Annotated in this window: 21 protein-coding genes; 14 read left to right on the plus strand and 7 right to left on the minus strand. The window is 60.8% G+C overall.

The features are described 5' to 3' along the window. Nucleotides 1-108: 108 nt before the first annotated feature. Together ACEN8Z_RS18705 and ACEN8Z_RS18710 are read right to left on the minus strand one after the other, a co-directional pair. Complete coding sequence (locus ACEN8Z_RS18705) at nucleotides 109-588, minus strand: DUF934 domain-containing protein (protein WP_495595212.1); 480 nt, start codon at nucleotides 586-588, stop codon at nucleotides 109-111. After that, nucleotides 585-2,258 carry a nitrite/sulfite reductase gene (locus ACEN8Z_RS18710; RefSeq protein WP_495595213.1) on the minus strand — a complete coding sequence of 558 codons (1,674 nt, stop codon included), beginning with the start codon at nucleotides 2,256-2,258 and terminating at the stop codon, nucleotides 585-587. The genes ACEN8Z_RS18705 and ACEN8Z_RS18710 overlap by 4 nt, the downstream gene beginning before the upstream one ends. Nucleotides 2,259-2,688: 430 nt before the next feature. Here ACEN8Z_RS18710 and ccoN point away from each other — a divergent pair, with 430 nt between their 5' ends. Both ccoN and ACEN8Z_RS18720 read left to right on the plus strand, forming a co-directional pair. After that, a complete protein-coding gene (gene ccoN, locus ACEN8Z_RS18715; protein ID WP_495595214.1) occupies nucleotides 2,689-4,116 on the plus strand; it encodes a cytochrome-c oxidase, cbb3-type subunit I in 1,428 nt (475 codons plus the stop codon). After that, nucleotides 4,116-4,337 (plus strand): hypothetical protein, encoded by a 222-nt coding sequence (locus ACEN8Z_RS18720; RefSeq protein WP_007994527.1) that lies wholly within the window; start codon nucleotides 4,116-4,118, stop codon nucleotides 4,335-4,337. The genes ccoN and ACEN8Z_RS18720 overlap by 1 nt, the downstream gene beginning before the upstream one ends. A gap of 30 nt (nucleotides 4,338-4,367) precedes the next feature. On the opposite strand, the gene ACEN8Z_RS18725 is transcribed toward ACEN8Z_RS18720, so the two are convergent. Continuing rightward, nucleotides 4,368-4,862 (minus strand): hypothetical protein, encoded by a 495-nt coding sequence (locus ACEN8Z_RS18725; protein ID WP_116261262.1) that lies wholly within the window; start codon nucleotides 4,860-4,862, stop codon nucleotides 4,368-4,370. A 151-nt stretch (nucleotides 4,863-5,013) separates the two neighbouring features. Here ACEN8Z_RS18725 and ACEN8Z_RS18730 point away from each other — a divergent pair, with 151 nt between their 5' ends. Then, nucleotides 5,014-5,706, plus strand: coding sequence for an aspartate/glutamate racemase family protein (locus ACEN8Z_RS18730; RefSeq protein WP_495595215.1), 693 nt, complete (start codon nucleotides 5,014-5,016; stop codon nucleotides 5,704-5,706). 1 nt (nucleotide 5,707) lies between these two features. Here the strand turns inward: ACEN8Z_RS18730 and ACEN8Z_RS18735 are convergent, their stop codons facing one another. The 3 genes from ACEN8Z_RS18735 to ACEN8Z_RS18745 all read right to left on the minus strand — a co-directional run bounded on the left by ACEN8Z_RS18735 (nucleotide 5,708) and on the right by ACEN8Z_RS18745 (nucleotide 7,912). Next, complete coding sequence (locus tag ACEN8Z_RS18735) at nucleotides 5,708-6,229, minus strand: GNAT family N-acetyltransferase (RefSeq protein WP_495595216.1); 522 nt, start codon at nucleotides 6,227-6,229, stop codon at nucleotides 5,708-5,710. A gap of 188 nt (nucleotides 6,230-6,417) precedes the next feature. Further along, nucleotides 6,418-7,398: a LysR substrate-binding domain-containing protein gene (locus tag ACEN8Z_RS18740; RefSeq protein WP_495595217.1), complete on the minus strand. Its 981-nt coding sequence runs from the start codon at nucleotides 7,396-7,398 to the stop codon at nucleotides 6,418-6,420. 73 nt (nucleotides 7,399-7,471) lie between these two features. Further along, nucleotides 7,472-7,912, minus strand: a complete 441-nt coding sequence (locus ACEN8Z_RS18745; RefSeq protein WP_116261386.1) for a carboxymuconolactone decarboxylase family protein — start codon at nucleotides 7,910-7,912, stop codon at nucleotides 7,472-7,474. 205 nt (nucleotides 7,913-8,117) lie between these two features. Here ACEN8Z_RS18745 and pdxR point away from each other — a divergent pair, with 205 nt between their 5' ends. From pdxR to ACEN8Z_RS18765, 4 genes are all read left to right on the plus strand, one after another. Then, nucleotides 8,118-9,551, plus strand: a complete 1,434-nt coding sequence (gene pdxR / locus ACEN8Z_RS18750) for a MocR-like pyridoxine biosynthesis transcription factor PdxR (RefSeq protein WP_495595218.1) — start codon at nucleotides 8,118-8,120, stop codon at nucleotides 9,549-9,551. A gap of 123 nt (nucleotides 9,552-9,674) precedes the next feature. After that, on the plus strand, nucleotides 9,675-9,968 hold the full coding sequence (locus tag ACEN8Z_RS18755) for an antibiotic biosynthesis monooxygenase family protein (protein WP_007994514.1): 294 nt from the start codon (nucleotides 9,675-9,677) through the stop codon (nucleotides 9,966-9,968). A 167-nt stretch (nucleotides 9,969-10,135) separates the two neighbouring features. Then, nucleotides 10,136-10,546 (plus strand): cupin domain-containing protein, encoded by a 411-nt coding sequence (locus ACEN8Z_RS18760; protein WP_495595219.1) that lies wholly within the window; start codon nucleotides 10,136-10,138, stop codon nucleotides 10,544-10,546. A 229-nt stretch (nucleotides 10,547-10,775) separates the two neighbouring features. Continuing rightward, the gene (locus tag ACEN8Z_RS18765) at nucleotides 10,776-11,486 is read left to right on the plus strand and encodes an ATPase (protein ID WP_495595220.1); all 711 of its coding nucleotides are present in this window, start codon (nucleotides 10,776-10,778) and stop codon (nucleotides 11,484-11,486) included. A gap of 148 nt (nucleotides 11,487-11,634) precedes the next feature. Here ACEN8Z_RS18765 and ACEN8Z_RS18770 read toward each other — a convergent pair whose 3' ends face one another. Further along, nucleotides 11,635-16,530: an NAD-glutamate dehydrogenase gene (locus ACEN8Z_RS18770; protein ID WP_495595221.1), complete on the minus strand. Its 4,896-nt coding sequence runs from the start codon at nucleotides 16,528-16,530 to the stop codon at nucleotides 11,635-11,637. A 503-nt stretch (nucleotides 16,531-17,033) separates the two neighbouring features. Here ACEN8Z_RS18770 and ACEN8Z_RS18775 point away from each other — a divergent pair. The 7 genes from ACEN8Z_RS18775 to ACEN8Z_RS18805 all read left to right on the plus strand — a co-directional run bounded on the left by ACEN8Z_RS18775 (nucleotide 17,034) and on the right by ACEN8Z_RS18805 (nucleotide 24,514). Beyond that, the gene (locus ACEN8Z_RS18775) at nucleotides 17,034-17,387 is read left to right on the plus strand and encodes a hypothetical protein (RefSeq protein WP_495595222.1); all 354 of its coding nucleotides are present in this window, start codon (nucleotides 17,034-17,036) and stop codon (nucleotides 17,385-17,387) included. Between the two features lie 269 nt (nucleotides 17,388-17,656). Continuing rightward, complete coding sequence (locus ACEN8Z_RS18780; protein ID WP_495595223.1) at nucleotides 17,657-18,616, plus strand: AAA family ATPase; 960 nt, start codon at nucleotides 17,657-17,659, stop codon at nucleotides 18,614-18,616. A 5-nt stretch (nucleotides 18,617-18,621) separates the two neighbouring features. Beyond that, the gene (locus ACEN8Z_RS18785; protein WP_007994508.1) at nucleotides 18,622-19,566 is read left to right on the plus strand and encodes a DUF58 domain-containing protein; all 945 of its coding nucleotides are present in this window, start codon (nucleotides 18,622-18,624) and stop codon (nucleotides 19,564-19,566) included. Beyond that, nucleotides 19,563-20,057: a DUF4381 domain-containing protein gene (locus ACEN8Z_RS18790; RefSeq protein WP_495595224.1), complete on the plus strand. Its 495-nt coding sequence runs from the start codon at nucleotides 19,563-19,565 to the stop codon at nucleotides 20,055-20,057. Before ACEN8Z_RS18785 ends, ACEN8Z_RS18790 begins: the two co-directional genes overlap by 4 nt. Then, entirely contained in the window at nucleotides 20,050-21,132 is a 1,083-nt protein-coding gene (locus ACEN8Z_RS18795) for a vWA domain-containing protein (RefSeq protein ID WP_116261254.1), read from the plus strand. The genes ACEN8Z_RS18790 and ACEN8Z_RS18795 overlap by 8 nt, the downstream gene beginning before the upstream one ends. After that, nucleotides 21,129-22,868: a VWA domain-containing protein gene (locus ACEN8Z_RS18800; protein ID WP_495595225.1), complete on the plus strand. Its 1,740-nt coding sequence runs from the start codon at nucleotides 21,129-21,131 to the stop codon at nucleotides 22,866-22,868. The genes ACEN8Z_RS18795 and ACEN8Z_RS18800 overlap by 4 nt, the downstream gene beginning before the upstream one ends. Continuing rightward, nucleotides 22,865-24,514, plus strand: coding sequence for a BatD family protein (locus tag ACEN8Z_RS18805; protein WP_495595226.1), 1,650 nt, complete (start codon nucleotides 22,865-22,867; stop codon nucleotides 24,512-24,514). The genes ACEN8Z_RS18800 and ACEN8Z_RS18805 overlap by 4 nt, the downstream gene beginning before the upstream one ends. Nucleotides 24,515-24,645: the final 131 nt, after the last annotated feature.

A 24,645-nucleotide genomic window follows, 5' to 3' on the forward strand; every position in this document is an offset into this window, starting at 1 on the left:
GTAGGAGCGAGCTTGCTCGCGATGGTGTTACAGGCGACGCGTTTATCCAAAAACTCGCGTTTTCGTTGACGCCCATCGCGAGCAAGCTCGCTCCTACAGGGGCCGACTTCAGCGGCGTCTGAACAACGGCCGCGGTTCGATCACCGAACGCCCGTACAGCACACTCATCCCCGCCAGGCCTTTCAACGCATCCTCAGCGGATTTGTCTTCGCGCACGGCGAAGCTGTCGAAACCGCATTGGCGCATGTGGCTCAGTTGATCGCGCAAGACATCGCCGATGGCGCGCAACTCGCCGGCCCAACCCAATCGGGTGCGCAGCAGATAGGCCTGGCTGTAGCCGCGACCATCACGAAAGCTCGGGAAGTCCAGGGCGATCAGCGGCAGCTGGGCAAACCAAGGTTTGAGACTTTCAACTTCATCGTCCGGCCCCAGCCACACCCCCTGTTGCCGTGGGTTTTCCAGCCATAGGGCGAGCGGGAGAATTGCGGCACCGTCAGGCACTGGTTGCTCCGGGTCCCGCACCAGTGTCCACGGATCATCCGCCACAATCCGTGCCACGCCCTCCTCCAGCCGCAACAGATTGTTCATGCCGACACCTCCAGCACTTTCGGATAGACCGCTTCCTTGAACGGCTCCAGACCGATGCGCTGCACGGTGTCGACAAACAGCTCCTCACTTTCGCGATATCGTACGAAAGTCTCGATGATCTGCTCGATCACCTGCGGCACTTCGACTGCGCTGAACGACGGTCCGATGACCTTGCCCAGCGCGCTGTTCTTGCCCTGGGCGCCGCCGAGGGTGATCTGGTACCACTCGCTGCCGTTCTTATCGACGCCGAGGATGCCGATGTTGCCGATGTGGTGGTGACCGCAGGCGTTCATGCAGCCGGAGATATTGAGGCTGATGTCACCCAGATCGTGCAGGTAGTCGAGGTCGTCGAAACGCGCCTGAATGCCCTGGGCAATGGGGATCGACTTGGCATTGGCCAGCGCGCAGAAATCACCGCCGGGGCAAGCAATGATGTCGGTGAGCAAACCGGCGTTGGCGCTGCCCAGATTGTGTTCGCAAGCCAGACGCCACAGCGTGAACAGCTCGGCTTTTGGCACGTCCGGCAGCACGATGTTCTGTTCATGGGCAATGCGGATCTCGCCGAAACCGAAGCGCTCGGCCCAGTCGGCCACCGCTTCCATTTGTTTATCCGTGACGTCGCCCGGTGGCGAAGCGCTGCCCGGTTTGGTCGACAACACCACGCTGGCGTAACCCGGCACTTTATGCGGCTGAACATTGCGCAGCACCCAACGCGCGAACGCCGGGTTGTCGGCCAGATGCGTGCCGTAATCGAGGCTGGTGTCCGCCAGCTCATGATAAGGCGGCGCGACGAAGGCACTGGCCACACGGTCGAACTCGTCAAGGGTCAGTTGCGCCGGGCCGTCCTTGAGGTGCTGCCACTCCTCCTCCACTTCCCGGGCGAAGGCTTCCATGCCCAGGGCCTTGACCAGGATCTTGATTCGCGCCTTGTATTTGTTGTCCCGCCGGCCATGGCGGTTGTACACCCGCAACACCGCCTCGACGTAGGACAGCAGGTGCTGCCACGGCAGGCCTTCGCGGATCTGCAAACCGAGGATAGGCGTGCGCCCCAGACCGCCGCCAACGATCACCCGCAGGAGCATTTGGCCATCGTTGCCAGGGTAAAGATAGAGGCCGATGTCATGCATCATGATCGCCGCCCGGTCCTGTTCGGCCGAGCAGATGGCGATCTTGAACTTGCGTGGCAGGAACAGGAATTCCGGGTTGATGGTCGACCACTGCCGCAGGATCTCCGCCAGCGGTCGCGGGTCGATCATTTCGTCTGCCGCCACCCCGGCGAAGGCTTCGGTGGTGATGTTGCGCACGCAGTTGCCGGAGGTCTGGATCGCATGCATTTCCACCTGGGCCAGGCGTTCGAGGATGTCCGGTACCTGGGCCAGTTCGATCCAGTTGAACTGCATGTTCTGCCGGGTGGTGAAGTGGCCGTAACCGCGATCGTAATCCCGGGAGATGCTCGCCAGCGTGCGCATCTGCCGTGCATTCAGCGTGCCGTAGGGAATGGCGACGCGCAGCATGTAGGCGTGTTTTTGCAGGTACAGGCCGTTCTGCAGGCGCAACGGCAGGAACTCTTCTTCGCTCAGTTCGCCGGCCATGAAGCGCTCGACCTGATCGCGAAACTGCGCAACCCGCTCGAACACCAGCGCCCGGTCATAATCATCGTACTGATACATGTAAATACCTCATCAGGATTGACCGCGCATCCCCCGTAACTTCGCATCCACCGTAGCAGCTGCCGAGCAACGCGAGGCTGCGTTCGGCGCGGGCCGCGTTCGGGCGAAGCCGTCGTAAACCCTGCGAACGCGGTATTCCTAGATACCGCGTCGTTTGATTTCACGACTGCTGCGCAGCCGAACGCAGCCTCGCGTTGCTCGGCAGCTGCTACGGGCGGTGGGGTTTGGCGGTTCTTGTGTGGCATGACTATGGACCTGCGGCGCAGATCATTACAGATTCACCTGAATGCATAAAAACCGTATCAGAGCGCGGCAGATGGCCGCCAGCGGCTCTCAAATCTGATCTGCATAAATGAAAGTTTCCTGAGCCTGTTTTGTTTCCATCGGGATTTCTACAGTGCACGGCATTGCAACCGTGGAAGCATCGATCATGAGCACAACAACTATCGGACAGGCCTATAACTACAAGGTCGTGCGCCAATTCGTCGTGGCGACCGTGATCTGGGGTATCGTCGGGATGGCGATGGGCGTGTGGATCGCCTCGCAACTGGTGTGGCCGCAGATGAACCTGGACTTGCCGTGGACCACCTTCGGCCGCTTGCGCCCGCTGCACACCAGCCTGGTGATTTTCGGTTTCGCCGGCAGCGCGCAATTCGCCGCCAGTTATTACGCGGTGCAGCGCACCTGTCAGGTGCGACTGTTCTCGGACAAACTCGCTGCCTTCACCTTCTGGGGCTGGCAGTCGGTGATTGTGGTGATGCTGATCACCCTGCCGCTGGGCTATACCACCACCAAGGAATACGCCGAGATCGAGTTCTCCGGCGCGGTGTGGATGACCGTGGTCTGGGTCGCTTATGCCATCGTGTTCTTCACCACCGTGGTGCAGCGCAAGACCAAACACATCTATGTCGGCAACTGGTTCTTCGGTGCGTTCATCGTGGTCATTGCGATGCTGCATGTGGTCAACCACCTGTCGATTCCGGTGGGCTGGTTCAAGTCCTACCCGGTGTACTCCGGGGCCACCGACGCCATGGTCCAGTGGTGGTACGGGCACAACGCCGTGGGCTTTTTCCTGACCACCGGCTTCCTGGGGATGATGTATTACTTCGTGCCGAAACAGGCCGGCCGCCCGGTGTACTCCTATCGCTTGTCGATCGTGCACTTCTGGGCGCTGATCACCCTGTACATCTGGGCCGGTCCGCACCACTTGCACTACACCGCGCTACCGGACTGGGCGCAGTCGCTGGGCATGGCCATGTCGCTGATCCTGCTGGCGCCGAGCTGGGGCGGAATGATCAACGGTATGATGACCCTCTCCGGTGCCTGGCATAAGTTGCGCACCGACCCGATCCTGCGTTTCCTGGTGTTGTCCCTGGCCTTCTACGGCATGTCGACCTTCGAAGGACCGATGATGGCGATCAAGACCGTCAACGCCCTCTCCCACTACACCGACTGGACCATCGGCCACGTGCACGCCGGGGCGCTGGGCTGGGTGGCGATGATTACCTTCGGTGCGACCTATCACATGGTGCCGAAGGTATTTGGACGTGAACAGATGCACAGCACGCCGCTGATCAACCTGCACTTTTGGCTGGCGACCATCGGCACCGTGCTGTACATCGCCTCGATGTGGGTCAACGGCATCACCCAGGGCCTGATGTGGCGCGCGATCAACGATGACGGCACGCTGACCTACTCCTTCGTCGAAGCCTTGCAGGCCAGCCATCCGGGATTCGTCGTGCGCTTTGCCGGCGGGGTGTTCTTCCTCAGCGGCATGCTGCTGATGGCCTACAACGTGTGGCGCACGGTGCGGGTAACGGACGTGGCGATGGTGGAACGTGAGGCGCAGATAGCCTGATGACTGAAGTCGTGCTGAACCTGCTGGGTATGGGGTTTCTGTGGTTCGCCATCGAATACTGCCTGCGCCACCAGACCACCGAGAGCCTGGACGACGCCAGCCTGATCCCGTTTGCCGACGACCCTGAGGTGGCTCGACGGGTGGAGGCGGCTACCGGGAAGACCATCAATGCAGTGGCGCCCGAAGAGGCGAAGCCAGGCTGGGGAAACACCGATTTCTGATGCAACACCGATCCCTCAGGGTTACTTGTCTCAGCCACGATCCCGGGGGATCAAAACCTGTAGCTGCTGCGCCAGAAAATCCGCATCGAACGCAAAGGTATCCGGGTCTTTCAAGCCATTGGTCTTGCGCCACTGCCAGGCGTTCGACGGCGGCAGGCACACCAGCGAAACACTGCCATAGCGCGCAGCGGTAAAGCCCATCACTGCCAGGGAAATCTGCCCACCGGCGCCCATCACATCCGGCACGAACTCCACCGGTTTGCCGGCAATCGCAATGGACAGTTTCTCGGTCTTGAACGTCGACGTCTCGACCGGCACGCTCGGCCCGAACGCAACATAGGCTTCGCGTTTCACCTCCAGCAGATTCGGCGCCAGCACCGGCTCCAGCCATTGCTGGATCTGATCGAACAGATCACCGATGCGCGTCGCCCACTCGGCCGATTGCGCCTCAAACACTTGTTTTTTGTGCGCTTCGCTTTCTGCGTAGTGGCGAAGCATCTCGCCCAGTTGCCGTACGTCGTCCATTGCGGTGTTCCTTTGGTTGGAGCGGTACTGCGGACTTCGAGCATGGCAGATGCGCGCACGCTGCGTACGACTAATACCTGACGACAGTTTGCACCGTCGCGTAATCGCGGGCACTGTAGGTGCGCACTTCACCTGACAAACGGAGCACGATATGCGCACCATCGGCCTGATCGGCGGCATGAGCTGGGAGTCCAGCGCCGAGTATTACCGTCTGATCAACCAGCAGGTACGCGAGCGCCTCGGGCCGTTGCGTTCGGCGAAATTGCTCATGTACAGCGTCGACTTCGGCCCTGTCGAACAGGCCCAGCACGCCGGTCGCTGGGACGACGCGGCGTTGATCCTGGTGGATGCCGCGCAGCGCTTGCAGGCAGGTGGCGCCGATTGCGTGGTGTTGTGCACCAACACCATGCACAAGGTCGCCGGGCAGATTCAGGCCGCCATCGACATTCCCTTCCTGCACATCGCTGATCCGGCCGCTCAGGCAGCGGTCGAGGCCGGTGCCTTCAAGGTGGGTTTGCTGGGCACCGCGTTTACGATGGAACAGGACTTCCTCAAGGCACGCCTCGCTGCCCGGGGCTTGACGGTGCTGGTGCCGGAGGCCGAGGAGCGCCAGGCCGTGCACCGGATCATCTACGACGAGTTGTGCGTCGGCGTGATCAGCGAAACCTCACGCCAGGTGTATCAGCAGGTGATCAAGGCGCTGACTCAGCGCGGCGCCCAGGCGATCATCCTTGGCTGCACGGAAATCGGTTTGCTGATCAAACCCGAACACAGCACCCTGCCCTTGCTCGACACCACCGAGCTGCATGCGCAAGCTGCGGTGGCGTTCGCCTTGGGCGACTGACTCAACCGGCTTTGGGCGTGCGACGCAGGCGCGCCATGCTCAAGGTGTCCACCAGCACGCCGTCGCGTACGGCGTAATCACGCAACAGGCCTTCAGTTTCGAAACCGAACTTGCGATACAGCGCAATAGCCGCTTCGTTGTCGGCGTACACCGAAAGCTCGACGCGCTGCAGGTTCATCCAGTTGTCGGCGATATCCAGCGCCGTAGTGAGCAGCCTGGAGCCCACGCCCTTGCCCTGCCACGCCACCGCAACGCCCATGCCGAAACTGCCGGCATGGCTGCGACGAATACGCGAGAACTGCTCCAGACCAATGTTGCCGATGACCGTGCCTTGATGCAGAGCCACCACTTTCACCAGGCGTTCGTTATCCAGCGCCAGGCGACTGCGCCAGAGTTCGGTGGACTGATACGGCATTTGCAGGGTTTGGCGGGCGATTGCAGGATCGTTGTACAGCGCCGTAATGCCTTCGATATGGGATTCGTTGAAGCGTTCGAGGGTGATGACGGGATCAGTGGCTGGCATGGGTGAATCATCCTTGAAGCAGACATGGCCGTTCACTCTATAACGCTTCCTTCCAGCATGGCGAGAACCAATGTGGGAGCGGCGGTGCGGCGATCCGACTTGCTCGCGAAGGCGGATCGACATTCAACATCAATGTCGACTGACAGGTCCCCTTCGCGAGCAAGCTCGCTCCCACAGTTGGATTGCACTCAGCTTTCAAACCACTCCCGGCGCTCGCTGAAGGTGTTTTCGATCAACTCGACGATCATCCGTACCTGCGCGTCGTCCTCGGAACGGGCGTTGATCGCCATCCACACCTGACGTTGCATCGGTTGGGCAAACAAGCCCGGCAAGGCAATCAACCCGCGATCGAAGTGGCTCATGTAGAGCGGCAGCAGGCCGATGCAGGCGCCGCAACGGATCATCTCCAGCATCAGCTCGTAGGATTGCAGTTGCACCGCCCCGGCCAGGCGTTGATCCACCAGTGCATTCCATGGCCGGAAGCTTTCAACCTGGCAGTCCTGTCGCCATTGCACCAGGAGAAAATCGGCCAGTTCATCCAGGCATTCCGGCCTGGAAGCGACCCGCGAGTAGCGCTTGGCAATGTGCGGCAGGTATTGCAGTTGCACCAGACGCCGGGGTTCGGTGGTGGCAAAGCTCGGCCCCGGCAACGGCGACTCGGTATTGCCCAGCCACACCACCACGTCGGCGCTGACCGCTTGCAGGGACAACTCGCTGTCGAGCGTCATGATGTCCAGGCGCACACTGGCATTACGTCGCAGCAGTGCAACCAGGTTACGTCCGAGAATGTCATGCAGAATCGAATCGGCAACGGCCAGGCGAATCAACGGCTGCTCGATCACCGGCAAATCACGCTCATGGGCCAGCGCGATCAGTTGTGCGTGCAAGCGCAACCCATCGCGACTGAGGCTGAAGCCATTTTCTGAAAGGTTGAACAGTGAACACTGGAGCTGCGTTTCCAGCAGCACCAGTTGCCTGCGCAGACGGGTGGCCTTGATGTTGAGACTGCGGGCGGCCTGCATGAAACAACCGCAACGGGCGCTGACAGTGAAACACAGCGCCAGTTCGGGGTCGATACCCGCTGCCAACTGGCGCCAGGACGCGTTTTTATCGATCGCTACACGATACTCGGCAGCACCCTGTCGGGTGCAGATTTCCATGACTGACATCGAGGACTCCCTGTCGACCTGACACTGACAGTTACATCCTGCGCAACGTTCATGAAGCTGCCATGACAATGACTCAGGCGCTGGGTGTTTGCCGAAAGCTCACGGCCAGGCGATTCCAGCTGTTGATGGTGGTGACGGCGATGGTCAAGTCGACCATTTCGCTTTCACTGAACTGCTCCCGGGTTTGGACGTAGACATCGTCCGGCACGTGGCTTTCGGAGAGTAAGGTGACCGCCTCGGTCCAGGCCAGCGCGGCTCTTTCCCGCGGATTGAAGAAGTTACTGTCACGCCAGACCACGATGGAATACAGGCGCCGATCGCTTTCGCCCAGGCGCCTGGCATCCACCGAGTGCATGTCGGTGCAAAAGGCACAGCCGTTAAGCTGCGATGCGCGAATCTTGATCAGGTGCAGCAGGCCCTGCTCGATGCTCAGGCTGCTGGTCAGGGCCTCCATGGCGATCATGGCTTTCATCGCTTTGGGGGACGCGCTGTAGTAGTCCAGACGGGGGTTCATGGAGCGATCTCGTGCAGCCCTGAGGTGATCTTCACGTTAGTCGCTGGCGCGAGGGCACGACAGATCCAATTGGGCGAATTCCCCGGGGACCACCGCCACCAGACCAATTGACGGTTTTTCCACTGCACAACTTCTGTACCACCGGCGGATAGGGGTAATCTTGCGCGACGCACACGCGCCTCAATCGCCCCGGAGCCTCGCCGGCATGGAACTACATGTTGTCATCAACGGTCGCAAGGACCTGGCCGGCCAGCTGTACAACCAACTGCGCAGCGCCATCGAGTCCGGTCGCCTGACTGCCGGGACGCAACTGCCGCCCAGCCGTCTGCTGGCCGAACAATTGGGTATTTCGCGCAAGACCATATCCGATACCTACGCCCAGCTGACCTACGAAAACTTCCTCACCGGGGTGGTCGGCAAAGGCACCTACGTCAATGCGCGCTCGTCGAAGGTGCAGCGCAAACAGAGCCACACCGAGCTTGGCGGCTTCGAGGTGATCGAGTCCTGGCGCAACCTGCCGGTGTTTCTGCGTCACCCGACCCTGGAAGGCTCGCTGCGCTACGACTTCATTGGAGGCGCCACCAGCAAGGGCCAGTTTCCCCAGGATGACTGGCGGCGCTGCACCTCTCACGCGCTGCGCCAGATGGCCGGTTCCAAGGGCTTGTACAGCCTGCCCGAGGGCTTGCCGGCGCTGCGCAACGCCATTGCGCAGCACATCGCGTTCTCCCGCGGGGTCAATTGTCAGGATGAGGATGTGGTGGTGTGCAACGGCGCGCAGCAGGCGCTGGACCTGATTGCCCGGGTGCTGATCAGTCCGGGTAGCCTGGTCGCCATGGAGGACCCCGGCTACCCGCCGGCGCGACTGCTGTTCGGCACCCATGGCGCCACGGTGATTGGCGTACCGGTGGACGCCGAAGGCATTGTGGTGGACCGGATTCCTCGCGGCACTCGTCTGATCTATGTCACCCCTTCGCACCAGTTCCCGCTGGGCATGCCGATGAGCCAGGCGCGCCGGGAAGCACTGCTGGCCAAGGCCCATGAGTTGGGCGCAATCATCATCGAGGACGACTACGACAGCGAATTTCGCTACGAGGGCCGCCCCACCGACTCCCTGCAAAGCATGGATGAACGCGGGATCGTCGCTTACGTCGGGACGTTCTCCAAAACCCTGTTGCCGGAACTGCGGCTCGGCTATGCGATCCTGCCGCCGGCGATCCTCGAGGCCGTGGTGCGTGCCAAACAGCTCACCGACCTGCACACCTCGACCCTGCCGCAATGGGCGCTGGCCAAGTTCATCGCCGAAGGCTGCCTGCTCAAGCACATCCGGCGCTGCCATACGATCTATGCCGGGCGCCGCGAGCGGATCCTGACACGAATGGCCGGCGATCTTTCGCCCTGGCTGGAGGCAGTGCCGTCCACCGCCGGTTTCCACATGGCGGTACTGTGCAAAGTGCCGCTGGATATTCCATTGGTGATCGAACTGGCGAAAAAAGTCGAAGTCGGGCTCTATGCCATCGACAGCTTTTTCTATCAGGAAACGCCAAGGGCCGGGCTTTTCTTCGGTTTTGGCGCCATCGAAACCCTCGACATCGACATCGCCCTGGATCGTTTGCGCGACATCTTGCAGCAGGTGGCCTGACGGATTGGCCTGCGGCTTTATCAGGCGATTGGCTATTGGCGGTCCCGAGGCTCAGGCCTATCCTGCATAGGCGTTATCCCTCAATGAGCAGGATTCGTCCGGCCTGATTCAGGAGTGTGAGCAATGTCCTATGAAGTGATCAATACCGTACAGGTACAGGCCGCCGCCGGCCGCTCGGATGAACTGGGCAGGCAATTGCAGAAGATTGTCGAAACCCTGCGTGAACTTCCCGGCTGCGATTCCTATATGGTCGACCGCTGCCCCGAGGACACCAATCGCTGGACCGTCAGCGCCCACTGGCAATCGGAAGCGGCCATGCGATCGCATTTCAACTGCCCGGAGGTCCAGGGTTTCATCAGCCTGATCGATAGCCAACTGGCCAATGCCGTGGACTTCAACAGTTTTCCGATCGTTTAACCAATACCTGTGGCGAGGGAGCTTGCTCCCTCGCCAAAATTTTTTCTCCATGGCCCCGGAATCTTCTGTAATTGGTCCCCTCTCCTTCCAGAATATTGGCTGTTTAACCTCTACTGCTTGCGGACTACTGTTGTTTTCGACAACTAACCCACCGCAGGTAAAGAACCATGAACGTGTTGCGCTTCTGCGTTGCCCCCCTTGCTGCCCTGGCCCTGATGGCCTGCGCGTCGGCGTTTGCCCATGCCCCTTCGGAAAAGGTCACTGTCCTGCAGGACGAAATGCTGAAAAACGTCCCCGGTAAAAAAGCGCTGATGATCGAGGTCGATTACGAGCCGGGGCAGTCCTCCATCGCCCACAAGCACGAAGGCACCGCCATGGCTTATGTCATATCGGGAGAGATCATTTCCCAAGTCAAAGGCGAGGCGGCGAAAACCTTCAAGGCCGGTGAGTTCTGGTATGAACCGGCCGGGTCGGAACACATGGTGTCGAAAAACGCCAGCGCGACCCGGCCGGCCAAGTTGCTGGTGTTCATGGTATTGGCCCCCGACGAGAAAGTGTTGATCCCACTGGAACACTGATGGCTGAACGTACAGCTATAAATAAAAAGGCTCGAATCGCGAATTCGGGCCTTTTAATTTCCTCGCGCAATTAACCGAAAGCTTTTAAACCAAACAAAACTATTGGTCGCCTGACAAGGGTGGATATTGGCTATTTAAATAAATCATCCAGGGTTTAGTCTTGAGTCACCGCCGGTACAACACCGGCAATTTTAACTTTCGACTGAAGTTGATTCACTGGAGAAACACCATGAAACTTGTGCTTGCCAGTACGTTGACCATGGCCGTTGTTTTAACCGGTTGCTCGATCCCCACCGCGCCGACAGCGGTTTCTTCGCTGAACGGTATCTTTACCGAACCGGTAGGCCGCAGCGGGGCCACCCGTATTACCAACGGCAGCCATGTCTCGCTGGGCATCGTCTACAGCCAGAATACTCAGACCAACCGCGCCTACCTTCGGGACTACCAGGCCAACGCCGGCACGGGTTTCGGTCAGAGTCTGCTGGTGCAGTCGATTCATGACGCCTACGTAGCCACTTCCAGGCCAGACCTGGCCGTGGATTGGGTCAAGGCCTCCCTGCAACGGCAATTCGGCTCGGTTACCGTGTATCCGGACATGCAGAGCCTCAGGGCGGCAAAACCGGATGTGATGGCGGTGGTCGACACCCGCAGTCAACTGATAACCTCGCGCAGTTCAGACATACAGGCGGATGTCAGTGCAGACTTCTATGACAAAAACTTCAATTACATCGGTACTGCAAAAGGTCACGATGCCAAAGCACTTAGTCCGGTCTGGGCGGACTATAAACGTAGTGAAGATATAGTTGCGGACATTAACGAACAGCAGAACGTGCAAGTCAGGGCACTGCAAAAGTTTGACCAGTCGCTCAGCAATTTACTGACCAGCCCGACAAGTAATGTGTCGATGCTTGATTCTAAACAAAGCCAGAAGTTGTATTGAAACTGAAGACCCTATCGCGAGCAGACTCGCTCCTACAGTTGACCGCATGCTACCTGCTCGCGAAGAGGCCAGTACAAACTCCCCTGAACCTTAAGCAAAAAAAAAGCCCCGCATCTTTCAATGCGGGGCTTTTTCATTCAACGCCTGATCAGGCCGCCGGTTCCAGCTCGGCGGCGAAAGGGGCAGGCACTACCGCTTGCCCGCTCAATGCCAGGTCCAGCAGCTCGCGGTTGGCTACCGCGTACATGGCGTAGTCCGTGCCGCTGGCGGCACGGATTTCCACCAGCATGGCGCGCCAGCGCTCGATCATGCTGTCGTTCTGCGCCATCCACAGGGAGAGCCGTGTTTCCACGTCCTGGGTGCCGTCGCCCTGTTGCAGGACCGAGATGGTGATCGCACGTTGCTGCCAGTCGACGTCATCGCGGAACGCTTCACGGGCCAGGGCCTGCCAGTTGTTTTCAACCGGCAGAGCGCTGATCTGTTGCAGGTACCAGGTGATGTCCAGCGCGCTGCCCACGGCGAAGTAGGCCTTGGCCACGTCCGCAGGGTCCTGGCCGGTCACGTCGGAAGCCTCGATGATCGGCAGCAGGGTGTACAGGTGCGAAGTGCCAGCCACCATGCGCGCGAGCAACTCCGGCACACCGGCTGCGACGTACGCCTGATAGCGAGCCTGCCAGTTCTCGCGGATCTCGCCACTGAGCAGTTCGTCGAGCTTGAGGCCCAACTCCTTCAGATGCGGACCGAAGTGCGCGACGTCACGGGCAGCGTTCTGCTCGTTGCGACGGGCACGCAGGAACCAGCGCGTGGCGCGACGGCCCAGGCGCATCAGCTCGTCCATCAGCTCCAGTTGCACGTCGGCCGAAACCTGGTAATCCAGGTTTTCGATCTGACGGAACCAGTGCGGGAGATGGAAAATGTCACGCACGATCACGTAGGCGCCGGCCACGTTCGCCGGGCTCATGCCGGTCGACTCTTTGAGTCGTTGAACGAAGGTGATGCCCATGTGGTTGACCAGATCGTTGGCGATCTGGGTGCTGACGATTTCGCGCTTCAGACGGTGACGGCGCATGGCCGCGGAGAACTTGCTCACCAGCGTTGGCGGGAAAGCGGTTTCCATGTCGCGGGTCAGGTAGTCGTCGTCCGGCACCAGGGAGCCCAGCAACTGCTCCTTGAGGTCGATCTTGCTGTAGGAGATCAGCACCGACAGCTCGGCACGGGTCAGGCCATGGCCTGCCGCGATACGCTCGTTGATGGCTTCTTCGGCCGGCAGGAACTCGATGGCGCGATCCAGCTTGCCGCGGCCTTCCAGATCGTTCATCAGGCGCTTGTATTCGGCAATCCGCGGCAAGGCACGACGGGCTGCCAGGGACAGGGCCTGAGTCTGCTTGTAGTTGTTGCCCAGCACCAGACCACCGACTTCGTCGGTCATGCTCGCCAGCAACTGGTTACGTTGCTTGTCGGTCATGTCGCCAGCATGAACCACTTCGTTCAGCAGGATCTTGATGTTCACTTCGTGGTCGGAGCAGTCCACGCCACCGGCGTTGTCGATGAAGTCGGTGTTGGAACCGCCGCCATTGAGACCGAACTCGACGCGACCCAGCTGGGTCATGCCGAGGTTACCGCCCTCGCCCACGACTTTGCAGCGCAGTTCGTTGCCGTTCACACGCAGAGCATCGTTGGCCTTGTCGCCGACATCGGCGTGGCTTTCGCTGCTGGCTTTGACGTAGGTACCGATACCGCCGTTCCACAGCAGATCCACCGGCGCCTTGAGCAAGGCATTCAGCAGTTCGGTCGGGGTCAGCTTGTCGGCCTCGATGTCGAAGCGCTCTTTCATCTGCTCGGAAATCGCGATGCTCTTCGCGCTGCGCGAGAAGATCCCGCCGCCTTCGGACATGATGCTGGTGTCGTAGTCCGACCAGGCCGAACGCGGCAGGTCGAACAGGCGCTGACGCTCGGCGAAGCTCGATGCCGGCTCCGGATTCGGGTCGATGAAGATGTGCAGATGGTTGAAGGCTGCGACCAGTTGCAACTTGTCAGACATCAACAAGCCGTTACCGAACACGTCGCCGGCCATATCGCCGACACCGACCACGGTGATGCTGTCTTCCTGGACATTGATGCCGCGCTCGCGGAAGTGGCGCTGTACGCCAACCCACGCGCCCTTGGCGGTGATGCCCATCTTCTTGTGGTCGTAACCGGCCGAACCACCGGACGCAAACGCATCACCCAGCCAGAAGCCGTAGTCGATGGCGATGCCGTTGGCGATGTCGGAGAAAGTTGCAGTGCCCTTGTCCGCCGCCACCACCAGGTACGGGTCGTCGTCGTCATGACGCACGACGTTGGCCGGCGGTACCAGTGCGCCGTCTTTCAGGTTGTCGGTAATGTCCAACAGGCCCGAAATGAAGATGCGGTAGCAGGCGATGCCCTCGGCCGCGATCTCGTCACGGCTGCCGCCCAGTGGCAGGCGACGCGGCAGGAAGCCACCCTTCGCACCCACCGGCACGATCACCGAGTTTTTCACTTGCTGGGCTTTTACCAGGCCCAGGACTTCGGTACGGAAGTCTTCTTCACGGTCGGACCAGCGCAGACCGCCGCGAGCGACGTTGCCGAAGCGCAGGTGCACGCCTTCGACGCGCGGCGAGTAAACGAAGATTTCAAACTTCGGTACCGGCTTCGGCAGCTCCGGAATCAAGTGCGGGTTGAACTTGAAGCTGAAGTACGACTTGTTATGGCCGTTGGCATCGGTCTGGTAGAAGTTGGTGCGCAGGGTGGCCTTGATCAGGTCCAGGTAGCGACGCAGGATGCGGTCTTCGTTCAGCACCTGGACGTCGTCCAGGGCGCTGAGAATCGCGTGTTCCAGGCGTTGCTGCTTATCTCCCAGATCGTCACCGGTCAGCTTGCGCGCCAGGTAGAAACGGGTCTTGAACAACCGGGTCAACTCGCGAGCGATGTCGGCGTGGTTGTTCAGGGTGCTGGCGATGTAGCCCAGGTCGAAGCCCAGACGAATCTGCTTCATGTAGCGGGCGTAGGCACGCAGCAGCGCCACGTCGCGCCATGGCAGGCCGGCGGTCAGTACCAGACGGTTGAATCCATCGTTCTCGGCATCGCCACGCACGATGTGGACGAATGCGTCCTGCAGCGTGTCATTAAGCTGCTGGATGTCGAGTTCCATGCCTTCGGCGGCAGTGAACGCGAAATCGTGAATCCAGAACTCGCGGCCACTGTTGTGGCGCAGACGGTAAGGGAACTCACCCAGCACGCGCAGGCCGAGGTTTTCCAGGATCGGCAATACGTCGGACAGCGCCAGCGGAGTATCGGCGTGGTACAGCTTGCAGTGCAGCATGCGCTGACCGGAAACCTGACCTAGCGGCTGATAGAAGCTCATCACCAGCGGATTTTTTTCGTTGAGGCTCAGCAGGTGCTGCATGTCTACCACAGCCGAGTGGGCTGCGAAACGCTCGCGGTAACCGGCCGGGAAGCCTTTCGGGAAGTCGGCCAGCACATTGGTGCCGTGGGCTTCGCCGAAGCTTTCGATGGTCAGGGCGGCGTAGTCGTCCTGCCAGCTGCGGCAGGCCTGCACCACTTCTTTTTCCAGCAGCAGCGGGTCGATGTCGAGGCGGTTTTTCGGGTCGACGCGCAAGATCAACTGCACGCGGGCCAGCACGGACTCGGAGAAGAAGGTCCAGAACTCGCAATCGGTCGCTTTCAGGCGATCCATCAGCACTTGCTGGATCTTCTGGCGCACTTCGGTGGAGTAGATGTCACGCGGCACGTAGGCCAGGCAGTAGCAGAAACGGCCGTACGGGTCTTTGCGCAGGAACACGCGAATCTTGTTGCGTTCCTGGATCTGCACGATCGACATCACGGTGCTGAACAACTCGTCCACTGGCGTCTGGAACAGATCGTCGCGCGGCAGCACTTCGAGTACTTGCGCCAGTTCCTTGCCCAGGTGAGCCTTGGCCTGGAAGCCCGAACGGCGTTCGATTTCCTCGACCTTGCGGCGGATGTACGGGATCACCCGCACGCTCTCGCCATACACCGACGAGGTGTACAGGCCCATGAAACGGCATTCCTTGATGACCTTGCCGTTGGCGTCAACTTCACGGATCGACACGAAATCCGGGTAAGCCGGACGGTGGACACGGCTTGGGTGCGAAGCCTTGGCGAACGACAGCAGGGTCGGTTCGCGCAGATAGTTCACGGCGTAGTCTTCGATGCGCAGGTCATCGTAGGTCAGGCCGGCACGCAGCAGCTTGGTCAGGCCGAGGAAGGAGTCCTTGTCGTAGACGATGTGGCCGCCATCGGCTTCATCGCTGACCACGAACTCTTCGTAGCCGAGGAAGGTGAAGTGGTTGCCCACCAGCCACTCCAGGAAACTCTTGATTTCGCTCTTCTCGTCGGCGTCGATGGCGAACTGGCTGTTGTCCAGCTTGGTCAGGATCTCCTGGACCTTGGCCTTCATCGGCTCAAAATCGCCAACGGCCACGCGGACTTCACCGAGCACCTGCTCCAGCTCTTTGCTCAGGACATTGAGCTCGGCGGTATTGGCGCAGCGGTCGATTTCCAGGTACATCAGCGACTCTTGCAGAATGTCGTCGCCCTGGGTGCCTTTCGGCAGGATTTCCAGCAACTCGCCCTTGCTGCCACGACGCACGCTCAGCACGGTGGTTTGCAGGGTATGGATGCTGTAGCCGCGACGGTTCAGCTCGGTACGCACCGAGTCCACCAGGAATGGCAGGTCGTGGTGCAGCACTTCGACCGCGGTATGGGTCGACTGCCAGCCGTGGCGTTCGTAATCGGGGTTGTAGACGCGCACTTGCGGTTGCGCGTGATCGAAGCGCTCAAGCAGGCGCCATGCAGAAAGGGTGCAGCCAGCGAGATCGGACAACCGACGCTGGGTCAGCTCGTCAAGGGAAATGATGCCGAAGAATTGTTCAGCGAACAGCGCCACTTGTGGCAGTGCCTGTTCACTGATGTGCTGCGCCAGTGCCGCTTGCAGTTGGTGCTGGAAGTCGGCTTTGCTGGCTGCGGTGAAGAACGCCATCTGTGGTACTCCGCTTGGGCTTGTTATTGATGGAAGCGTCGCGTGCAAAACCCCTGTTAGGGGCTACCCGTCACCCTGTTCCTGATTCTCGGGCAGAGGAAACAGGGTGACAGGTGGGTGAAGCTGGACGAGACACTCAGGTCACATTCACCTTCCGTGAATGGGCATCTGCAAAAACGACTGGCTGCGCGCAGCGCAATGCCTTTACAGGTGCTCATCCGTTGCGCAGCTTAACGAGAGCGGCAAGGCCCTTGCTTGCGATGCTGCGACATATTCGGTCAACGGTACGCTGCTCAAGGCATACGCATCGAACAACACTAGCATTCACACAGAAAAATGACGGTTTTCCGTCCGGTTTTACGGGACATGCGTACCAGAAATGACCAGTAACACCCTGTCCGTCCACGACCCGGTCATTGACACTCGGACGAGCAGAAATGTGCGCGGGCTGGCAGAATCGCCCTTTGTTGCGTTTACCACGCTCGTCGAGCCAGGAATTACCCATGAAAATGAAAACCGCCCTCTTGATCGTCAACCCTTGCGACGACGAAGAAGACAACATGGCCATGCTCTGCTGCCACAGCGAGCAGGGCGAAATGTTCCTGATGAGCCGCTACCCGGATGAAGACGAGCTGGAAATCACCCTCGACGGCGAACCCTCGACCCTCGACGGCGTGAAAGTCACCCTGAGCCCTGCCGTGTTGAAGATCGAAATTGCGGCGGCAGATGCCGATGCGCTCAATGGCGATGATGTGCTGGAAATCACCTTTGATGCCGACATGACGGATCTGGCTGAAGTTGAGCTGACCTTGAAGAATATTCTTGATGGTACTGGCACCTTTATCAGCCAGATTTGAGTCGTTTGATCCGCCCTCATCGCGAGCAGGCTCGCTCCTGCAATTGATCGTCGTACACCGTCAATGTAGGAGCGAGCCTGCTCGCGATGGCGCCGGCACAGCCACCCAATCACTCCCCTGCTACGAAAATCCAGCAATTGCCCCAACCATTCCCGCACTTTGCACAAAATGCCGTTAGTCGCCGCCCCCCGCGATGGATTAAAGTAACGCCCCCAGCCCTGGCGCATTTTCGAACGTCCTCGGCCACCCTTTTGCAGGAACAGTCATCGATGGAACATCGTGAAGCGCTGCTCGCGCTGCGAACCTTTCTTTCAACGCAGATTCTCGGCCAGGAAAAACTCATCGAGCGCTTGCTCATCGCCCTGCTCGCCGACGGCCACATGCTGGTCGAGGGTGCCCCTGGCCTGGCCAAGACCAAGGCCATCAAAGAACTCGCCGAAGGCATCGAGGCTCAGTTCCACCGCATTCAGTTCACTCCCGACCTGTTGCCGGCCGACATTACCGGTACGGAAATCTATCGCCCGGAAACCGGCAGCTTCGTGTTCCAGCAAGGTCCGATCTTCCACAACCTGGTGTTGGCGGACGAAATCAACCGCGCTCCGGCCAAGGTTCAGTCGGCCTTGCTCGAGGCCATGGGCGAGCGGCAAGTCAGTGTCGGGCGCAGCACCTATGAGCTGTCGCCGCTGTTCCTGGTGATGGCCACGCAAAACCCCATCGAGCAGGAAGGTACTTATCCGCTGCCCGAAGCCCAGCTTGACCGGTTCCTGATGCACGTGAAAATCGGCTTTCCCGATGCCACTGTCGAACGCCGGATTCTGCAGCAAGCCCGTGGAGAAGCCCTGAACGGCGAAGCGAAGCCTGAGCGTCGGGTTACCCAACAGACGATTTTTGCCGCACGCAAGGAAATCCTCGGCTTGTACATGGCCGACGCCGTGGAGGAGTACCTGGTGCAACTGGTCATGGCCACCCGCATCCCGGCCAAGTTCGATCCGGAAATGGCCGAGTGGATCGCCTACGGCGCCAGTCCGCGCGGTTCGATTGCCCTGGACCGCTGCGCACGCGCCCACGCCTGGCTGGCCGGGCGTGATTTCGTCAGCCCGGAAGATATCCAGGCCGTGCTGTTCGACGTGCTGCGCCATCGCATCATTCTTTCCTTTGAAGCCGAAGCCGCTGGCATCGATCAGGACCGGGTGGTCCAGCGGATTCTCGACGTCGTAGCCGTCGCTTGACCCCGATGAACGCCAGCCTGCCGCCCGAGCCGGGCATTCGTGTCAGCCTCGCCGACCTGATCGAGATGCGCCATCGCGTGCGTGAAGTGCAGCTGTTTTCCACGCCAAGCCAGCGCAGCCCGCTGATCGGCCTGCACCACTCCAAGTTGCGCGGGCGTGGCGTCGACTTCGATCAGGTGCGGGTCTATCAGGCCGGCGACGATGTGCGCACCATTGACTGGCGCGTGACTGCGCGCACCCAGGAACCCCACACCAAGCTGTTCCACGAAGAACGTGAGCGGCCGATTTTTATCATGGTCGAACAAAGCCGCCGGTTGTTTTTCGGCTCGGGCCTGATGTTCAAGTCGGTGCTCGCCGCCCAGGCCGCGAGCCTGATCGGTTGGGCAGCCCTGGGGCACAACGACCGGGTCGGCGGCCTGGTGTATGGCGACAATGTGCATTACGAAATCAAGCCCCGGCGCAGCAAGCAAAGCCTGCTGCAATTGCTCAACCGGCTGGTGCGGGTCAACCAGTCGCTGAGCACCGAAGGCGAGCCGGACCGCGACGCCTTCGGCATTGCCTTGCGCCGCGCGCGGGAGGTGTCACGTCCGGGCAGCCTTGTCATTGTGATTTGCGATGAACGCGCGCTATCGGAAAGCGCCGAGCAACAGCTGAGCCTGTTATCGCGTCATTGCGACCTGTTGTTGCTGCCGGTGTCCGATCCGCTGGATCATGCCCTGCCCGCCGCCGGCCTTTTACGTTTCGCCGAGCGTGGAGCGCAACTTGAGCTCGACACGCTGAATTTCGACCTGCGCCAGACTTACCGGGCCCAGGCCGAATTGCGCATCGCGCGCTGGGAGCTGCTCGCGCAGAAACTACGGGTGCTGATGATGCCTTTGAGCACTCAGAGCGAGATGGTCGAGCAATTGCGCGAATACCTGAACCCACAGAAACCGGGGAAAGGTCGATGAGCAGCCTTGATCAACTGCAACCGCTGATATCCCCCCCACCGGTGGAGTTCTGGCCTCCGGCACCGGGTTGGTGGTTGCTGCTTTTATTGGTGCCACTGATCGGATTGGGCCTGTGGAAGCTGCGTCGCTTTATTCCTGTCAAGCGCCCCGCGGTACGCGCCGAGCAGCCGCTTGACCCGGTGCGCCTTGCCGCCCTGGCGGAGCTGGCGCTGATGCCCAAACCCTATGATGGTGCGCCAGCCGGTGCCTGGCTGCAGCAACTCAACGGCTTGCTCAAACGCCTGTGCCGCAACCATTACCCCTACAGCCAGAGCCATACCCTCAACGGCCGCAAATGGCTGGCGTTCCTCGACAACCGCTGCCCGGCGGCCGGCCTGACCCGCTGGATGGTGCTGGTCGAAGGCGCCTATAAACCCGAATGCAAGCTCGACGACAAGGCCATCGCCGGTCTGACCCAGGCCGTTGACACATGGATTCGCAAACATGTTTGAGTTCGCCTGGCCGTGGATTTTTGCCCTTTTGCCACTGCCGTGGCTGATGCGCATCGTATTGCCGGTGGCCGACAGTGGCGAACCGGCACTCAAGGTCAGCTTCCTCAGCGATCTCGAAGGCCTCGCCGGACGTCGCGCCCGGGCCAACCTGCCGGCATGGCGCCAGCAGGCACCGTTCATGCTGCTATGGCTGTTGCTGCTGGTCGCGGCGGCGCGCCCGCAGTGGCTCGGCGAACCCTTGCCGATTGCCGCCAGCGGCCGCGATCTGCTGGTGGCAGTGGACGTTTCCGGCTCCATGGATTTCCCTGACATGCAGTGGCAGGACGAAGAGGTGAGCCGACTGTCGTTGGTCCAGCACCTGCTCGGCGATTTTCTCGAACGCCGCGAAGGTGACCGTGTCGGCCTGATCCTGTTTGGCAGCCGGGCCTATCTGCAGGCACCGCTGACATTCGACCGGCACACCGTACGAGTCTGGCTCGACGAAGCGCGCATCGGCATTGCCGGCAAAAACACCGCCATCGGCGATGCTATCGGTTTGGCCCTCAAACGCCTGCGTCTGCGTCCGGCAACCAGCCGTGTGCTGATTCTGGTGACCGACGGCGCCAACAATGCTGGTGAAATCGGCCCACTCACCGCTGCGCGGCTGGCGGCCAAAGAGGGTGTGAAAATCTACCCGATCGGTATCGGTGCCGATCCGGAGCAAAGTGGCACGGTGGGCTTTCTCGGCGTCAACCCGAGCCTGGACCTTGACGAACCATCCCTCAAGGCCATCGCCGAGGCCACGGGTGGCCAGTACTTCCGTGCTCGCGACGGCAAGGAACTGCAGGCAATCAAGGACACCCTTGACCAACTGGAGCCCGTGGCCCAGCAACCCACCCAGGCCCGCCCGGCTCAAGCGTTGTATCACTGGCCACTGGCCCTGGCGCTGTGGTTGAGCATACTGCTGGTGGCCCCTGTACTCTGGCCGGACAACCCGTTGCAACGCCTGTTTACCAAGGATCTGTTTTTGCAAACGCAATTGCTGCCTGACTGGCGCCAGCGTCTCAAGCGCCTGCGCCTGCGGAGGCGCCGATGAGTGAGCTGTGGCCTTACTGGTTCCGCCCCTGGTGGCTACTGTTGCTGCCGGTGCTTGGCTGGTTGCTCTGGCAACTCTGGCACCGCAAGAAGCGCGCCGGGCGCTGGCAGATGATCCTGCCGCCGGCCTTTCATGCGGCACTGCTCAGCGGTGGCAGTGGACGTGACAGTAAATTGCCCTGGATCGCCCTTGGTCTTGCGTGGCTGTTGACCGTGCTCGCCCTGTTGGGCCCGGGTTGGGAGCGCGTCGAGCAAACCAGCCAGAAACCCGCCGACCCGCTGGTGGTAATTCTCGAGTTGACCCCGGAAATGCTCGCCACCGACGTCATGCCCAACCGACTCGAACAGGCACGACGCAAGTTGTTCGATCTGCTACAGATTCGCAGCGACGCGCAAACCGCCATTGTCGTCTACGCCGGCAGTGCCCACACACTGGTACCGCTGTCAGATGATCTTTCCACCAGCCGCAATCTGTTGGATGCGCTAAAACCGTCATTGATGCCTGAGGCCGGTCATCGCGCCGACCTGGCGGTGCTCAAGGCCCTGGCACTGCTCGAACAAGCGGCTCTGGGCAACGGCCGGATTCTGCTGATTGGTTCGTCCCTGACCGACCAGGAACGGCTGGGTATCCGTCGCGCGCTGAACGGCAAATCGACTCAACTTCTGATGCTCGGCATCGGCACCGCCGAAGGCTCGCCCATTACCCAGGAAGACGGCAGTTTCCTCAAGGATGAACAGGGCGCCATTCTCGTGCCGCGCCTCGACGAACCTGGCTTGAAAAGCTTTGTCTACGACCTGGATGGACGCTATCGCCAGGCGCGCCTGGACGATAGCGACCTGCACGCCCTTGGCCTGCTCGACGGTCCACGCAACTTGCGCAACGACGGTCAGACCTTGCGCCTGGACACCTGGGCCGATCAGGGTTACTGGCTGCTGCTGCCACTGTTGCTGCTCGCGGCCTGCGCGGGACGTCGCGGTTGGCTGCTGTGTCTGCCGCTGCTATTGGCACTGCCTCAACCGAGCTACGCCTTCGATCTCGCAGACATTTGGCTGCGTCCTGATCAACAAGGCGCCCATTTACTCAAACAGAAGCGCCCGGCCGAAGCCGCCCGGCGTTTCGACGACCATCAGTGGAAAGGCGTGGCGCTTTATGAAGCCGGCGACTACGCGGGCGCCGCCGAGCGGTTCGCTGAAGGCAACGATGCCCACGCCCACTACAATCGAGGCAATGCCCTGGCCAAAAGAGGTGAGCTGGAGGCTGCGCTGGATGCTTACGAACAGGCACTGGAACGTCAACCGGATTTGCGCCCGGCACTGACCAACAAGGCGCTGGTGGAAGAGCTGCTCAAGCAGAAAAACAATGTGTCCACTGCGACGCCGGACAAATCCGCAGGCGACGAACCCCAGCCCAATGAACAACGGACGCCGCCCGGTGCCACGTCGCAACGTTCGGACAGCGGCGAGTCGCAAGCGCAAGAACCGCACACCAGCGCTGACACCGAACAATCGCCAACGTCGCCGCCCAGACCCGGAACCAACGAAGTGCCAGGCAGCGAGTTGGGTGACGAACAACACACGACGCCACCCTTGCGCCCGGCCACCGACAGCATCGAAGGTGAACAGCGCCAGGCACTGGAGCAGTGGCTGCGGCAGATCCCGGATGACCCCGGTGAACTGCTCAGGCGCAAATTCTGGTACGAACAGCAACAACATCAGGATCAGGAAGAAACTCGATGACCCGCTTCACCGTTTTATTGCTCGCGCTGCTGCATGGCCTGTTGTTCTGCACTGTTCAGGCACAGGCAGCAGAGCTGGTCGCCAGTGTTGATCGCAGTCGCCTGAGCTCAGGCGAGACGGTCGAGCTGACCCTGGAATCCACCGATGTAACGCAGTTCGGCAAACCCGACCTGGCAGCACTGGAGCCACTGTTCGAAGTGCGCGGCACACGCCAGGTCAACCAGTTGAACACCCTGAGCGGTGAAAACCGGGCCACCACCCGCTGGATCGTCACCCTTCTGCCCCGGCAAAACGGCAGCGTGGTGATTCCGCCACTGCAACTGGGCGAACTGCAGAGCCAGCCGATCACCCTGCAAGTAGTCGAAAGCGACACGCCGGACAACCCGGACAAACGGGCTCCGGTGTTCATCGATGCCAGCCTCGATCAAACCAGCGTGTACGTACAGGCCCAGGTGATCCTGACCTTGCGTATCTACCATTCGGTGTCACTGTACGACGACAGCAGCCTGCCGCCGTTGCAGATACCCGATGCACGCATCGAACAATTGGGCGACTCACGCACCTACGAAAAAGACATCGATGGCCAGCGCCATGGCGTGATCGAAATGCGCTATGCGATCTACCCGCAACACAGCGGCGAACTGATCATTCCGGCGCAGGTCTTCAACGCCGCGCTGGTCGATGCGCAACCGGCACAGGACGCGGCGCAAATGCCGAAAGCCGGCAAGCAGATGCGCGTCACCTCGGCCGAACTGCTGTTGACGGTCAAGGCCAAACCCATCACCTATCCGGCCGATGCCCCCTGGCTGCCTGCACGCAGCCTGAGCCTGAGCGAAAGCTGGAGCCCGGAGCCGGATCACACACAGGTCGGCGATTCTCTGACCCGCAGCCTGACAGTGACGGCCGAAGGCTTGTCCAGCACCCAACTGCCACCGCTGCCCGGCACCGATGTCGGCGGCCTGCGCCGCTACCCGGATCAACCGGTGCTCGGCAACCAGAACAGCGAGCGCGGCCTGGTCGGCAGTCGTGAAGACCGGGAAGCCCTGGTGCCGACACGGACCGGCGCCATCGAGTTGCCCACCGTCGACGTGGTCTGGTGGAACACCTTCGAAGACCATCTGGAACACAGCAGCCTGCCTGCCCGCACGCTGCACGTGGCGGCCAACCCGAGCCTGGTGCTCGACACCCAGGCCGGCATCTCACCGGTCGATGCCGGTGCCGACAGCGAAGCACTCTGGCGCTGGAAGCTCAGCACCTTGATTCTGGCCTGCACCACCCTGCTCGGCTTCGGCCTCTGGTGGCGTGGCCGCTGGCAACCGGCGGTGACGCGTGCCGCTCAAACCGGCCCGAGCCCGCGCACCGTGCTTGATGACCTCAAGCGCGCCTGTCAGGCCAATGATTCCCACGCCACCCGCCAGGCCCTCGACGCCTGGGCCCGGCAACAACCGGAAACCCTGGCCGACATGGCCGCCCGCTTCGTGCCACTGTCCAACGCCCTCGACGGCCTGAACGGCGCGCTGTACAGCGAAACCGGCCAGTACTGGCAAGGTGACGAGTTGTGGCGGGCGATCAAGGCGATTCCGATGGCCGAACGGGTGCAGGATCCGGTTGGTGACAGTGGTTTGCCGCCGCTTTATCCCAAATAACTCACCCTTGAGACAAAGAACACAACCTGTGGGAGCGAGCTTGCTCGCGAATGCGGTGTGTCAGACACATCATTGTTGAATGGGCTAACGCTTTCGCGAGCAAGCTCGCTCCCACAGTTAATCGGGTATTG

The sequence above is a fragment of the Pseudomonas sp. Pseusp10 genome, assembly GCF_059492225.1.

Excerpts from the sequence above, each read along its gene's own strand:
- ACEN8Z_RS18705 (WP_495595212.1), bottom strand. The coding sequence starts at position 588 with ATGAACAATCTGTTGCGGCTGGAGGAGGGCGTGGCACGGATTGTGGCG.
- ACEN8Z_RS18710 (WP_495595213.1), bottom strand. The coding sequence starts at position 2,258 with ATGTATCAGTACGATGATTATGACCGGGCGCTGGTGTTCGAGCGGGTT.
- ccoN (WP_495595214.1), top strand. The coding sequence starts at position 2,689 with ATGAGCACAACAACTATCGGACAGGCCTATAACTACAAGGTCGTGCGC.
- ACEN8Z_RS18720 (WP_007994527.1), top strand. The coding sequence starts at position 4,116 with ATGACTGAAGTCGTGCTGAACCTGCTGGGTATGGGGTTTCTGTGGTTC.
- ACEN8Z_RS18725 (WP_116261262.1), bottom strand. The coding sequence starts at position 4,862 with ATGGACGACGTACGGCAACTGGGCGAGATGCTTCGCCACTACGCAGAA.
- ACEN8Z_RS18730 (WP_495595215.1), top strand. The coding sequence starts at position 5,014 with ATGCGCACCATCGGCCTGATCGGCGGCATGAGCTGGGAGTCCAGCGCC.
- ACEN8Z_RS18735 (WP_495595216.1), bottom strand. The coding sequence starts at position 6,229 with ATGCCAGCCACTGATCCCGTCATCACCCTCGAACGCTTCAACGAATCC.
- ACEN8Z_RS18740 (WP_495595217.1), bottom strand. The coding sequence starts at position 7,398 with ATGTCAGTCATGGAAATCTGCACCCGACAGGGTGCTGCCGAGTATCGT.
- ACEN8Z_RS18745 (WP_116261386.1), bottom strand. The coding sequence starts at position 7,912 with ATGAACCCCCGTCTGGACTACTACAGCGCGTCCCCCAAAGCGATGAAA.
- pdxR (WP_495595218.1), top strand. The coding sequence starts at position 8,118 with ATGGAACTACATGTTGTCATCAACGGTCGCAAGGACCTGGCCGGCCAG.
- ACEN8Z_RS18755 (WP_007994514.1), top strand. The coding sequence starts at position 9,675 with ATGTCCTATGAAGTGATCAATACCGTACAGGTACAGGCCGCCGCCGGC.
- ACEN8Z_RS18760 (WP_495595219.1), top strand. The coding sequence starts at position 10,136 with ATGAACGTGTTGCGCTTCTGCGTTGCCCCCCTTGCTGCCCTGGCCCTG.
- ACEN8Z_RS18765 (WP_495595220.1), top strand. The coding sequence starts at position 10,776 with ATGAAACTTGTGCTTGCCAGTACGTTGACCATGGCCGTTGTTTTAACC.
- ACEN8Z_RS18770 (WP_495595221.1), bottom strand. The coding sequence starts at position 16,530 with ATGGCGTTCTTCACCGCAGCCAGCAAAGCCGACTTCCAGCACCAACTG.
- ACEN8Z_RS18775 (WP_495595222.1), top strand. The coding sequence starts at position 17,034 with ATGAAAATGAAAACCGCCCTCTTGATCGTCAACCCTTGCGACGACGAA.
- ACEN8Z_RS18780 (WP_495595223.1), top strand. The coding sequence starts at position 17,657 with ATGGAACATCGTGAAGCGCTGCTCGCGCTGCGAACCTTTCTTTCAACG.
- ACEN8Z_RS18785 (WP_007994508.1), top strand. The coding sequence starts at position 18,622 with ATGAACGCCAGCCTGCCGCCCGAGCCGGGCATTCGTGTCAGCCTCGCC.
- ACEN8Z_RS18790 (WP_495595224.1), top strand. The coding sequence starts at position 19,563 with ATGAGCAGCCTTGATCAACTGCAACCGCTGATATCCCCCCCACCGGTG.
- ACEN8Z_RS18795 (WP_116261254.1), top strand. The coding sequence starts at position 20,050 with ATGTTTGAGTTCGCCTGGCCGTGGATTTTTGCCCTTTTGCCACTGCCG.
- ACEN8Z_RS18800 (WP_495595225.1), top strand. The coding sequence starts at position 21,129 with ATGAGTGAGCTGTGGCCTTACTGGTTCCGCCCCTGGTGGCTACTGTTG.
- ACEN8Z_RS18805 (WP_495595226.1), top strand. The coding sequence starts at position 22,865 with ATGACCCGCTTCACCGTTTTATTGCTCGCGCTGCTGCATGGCCTGTTG.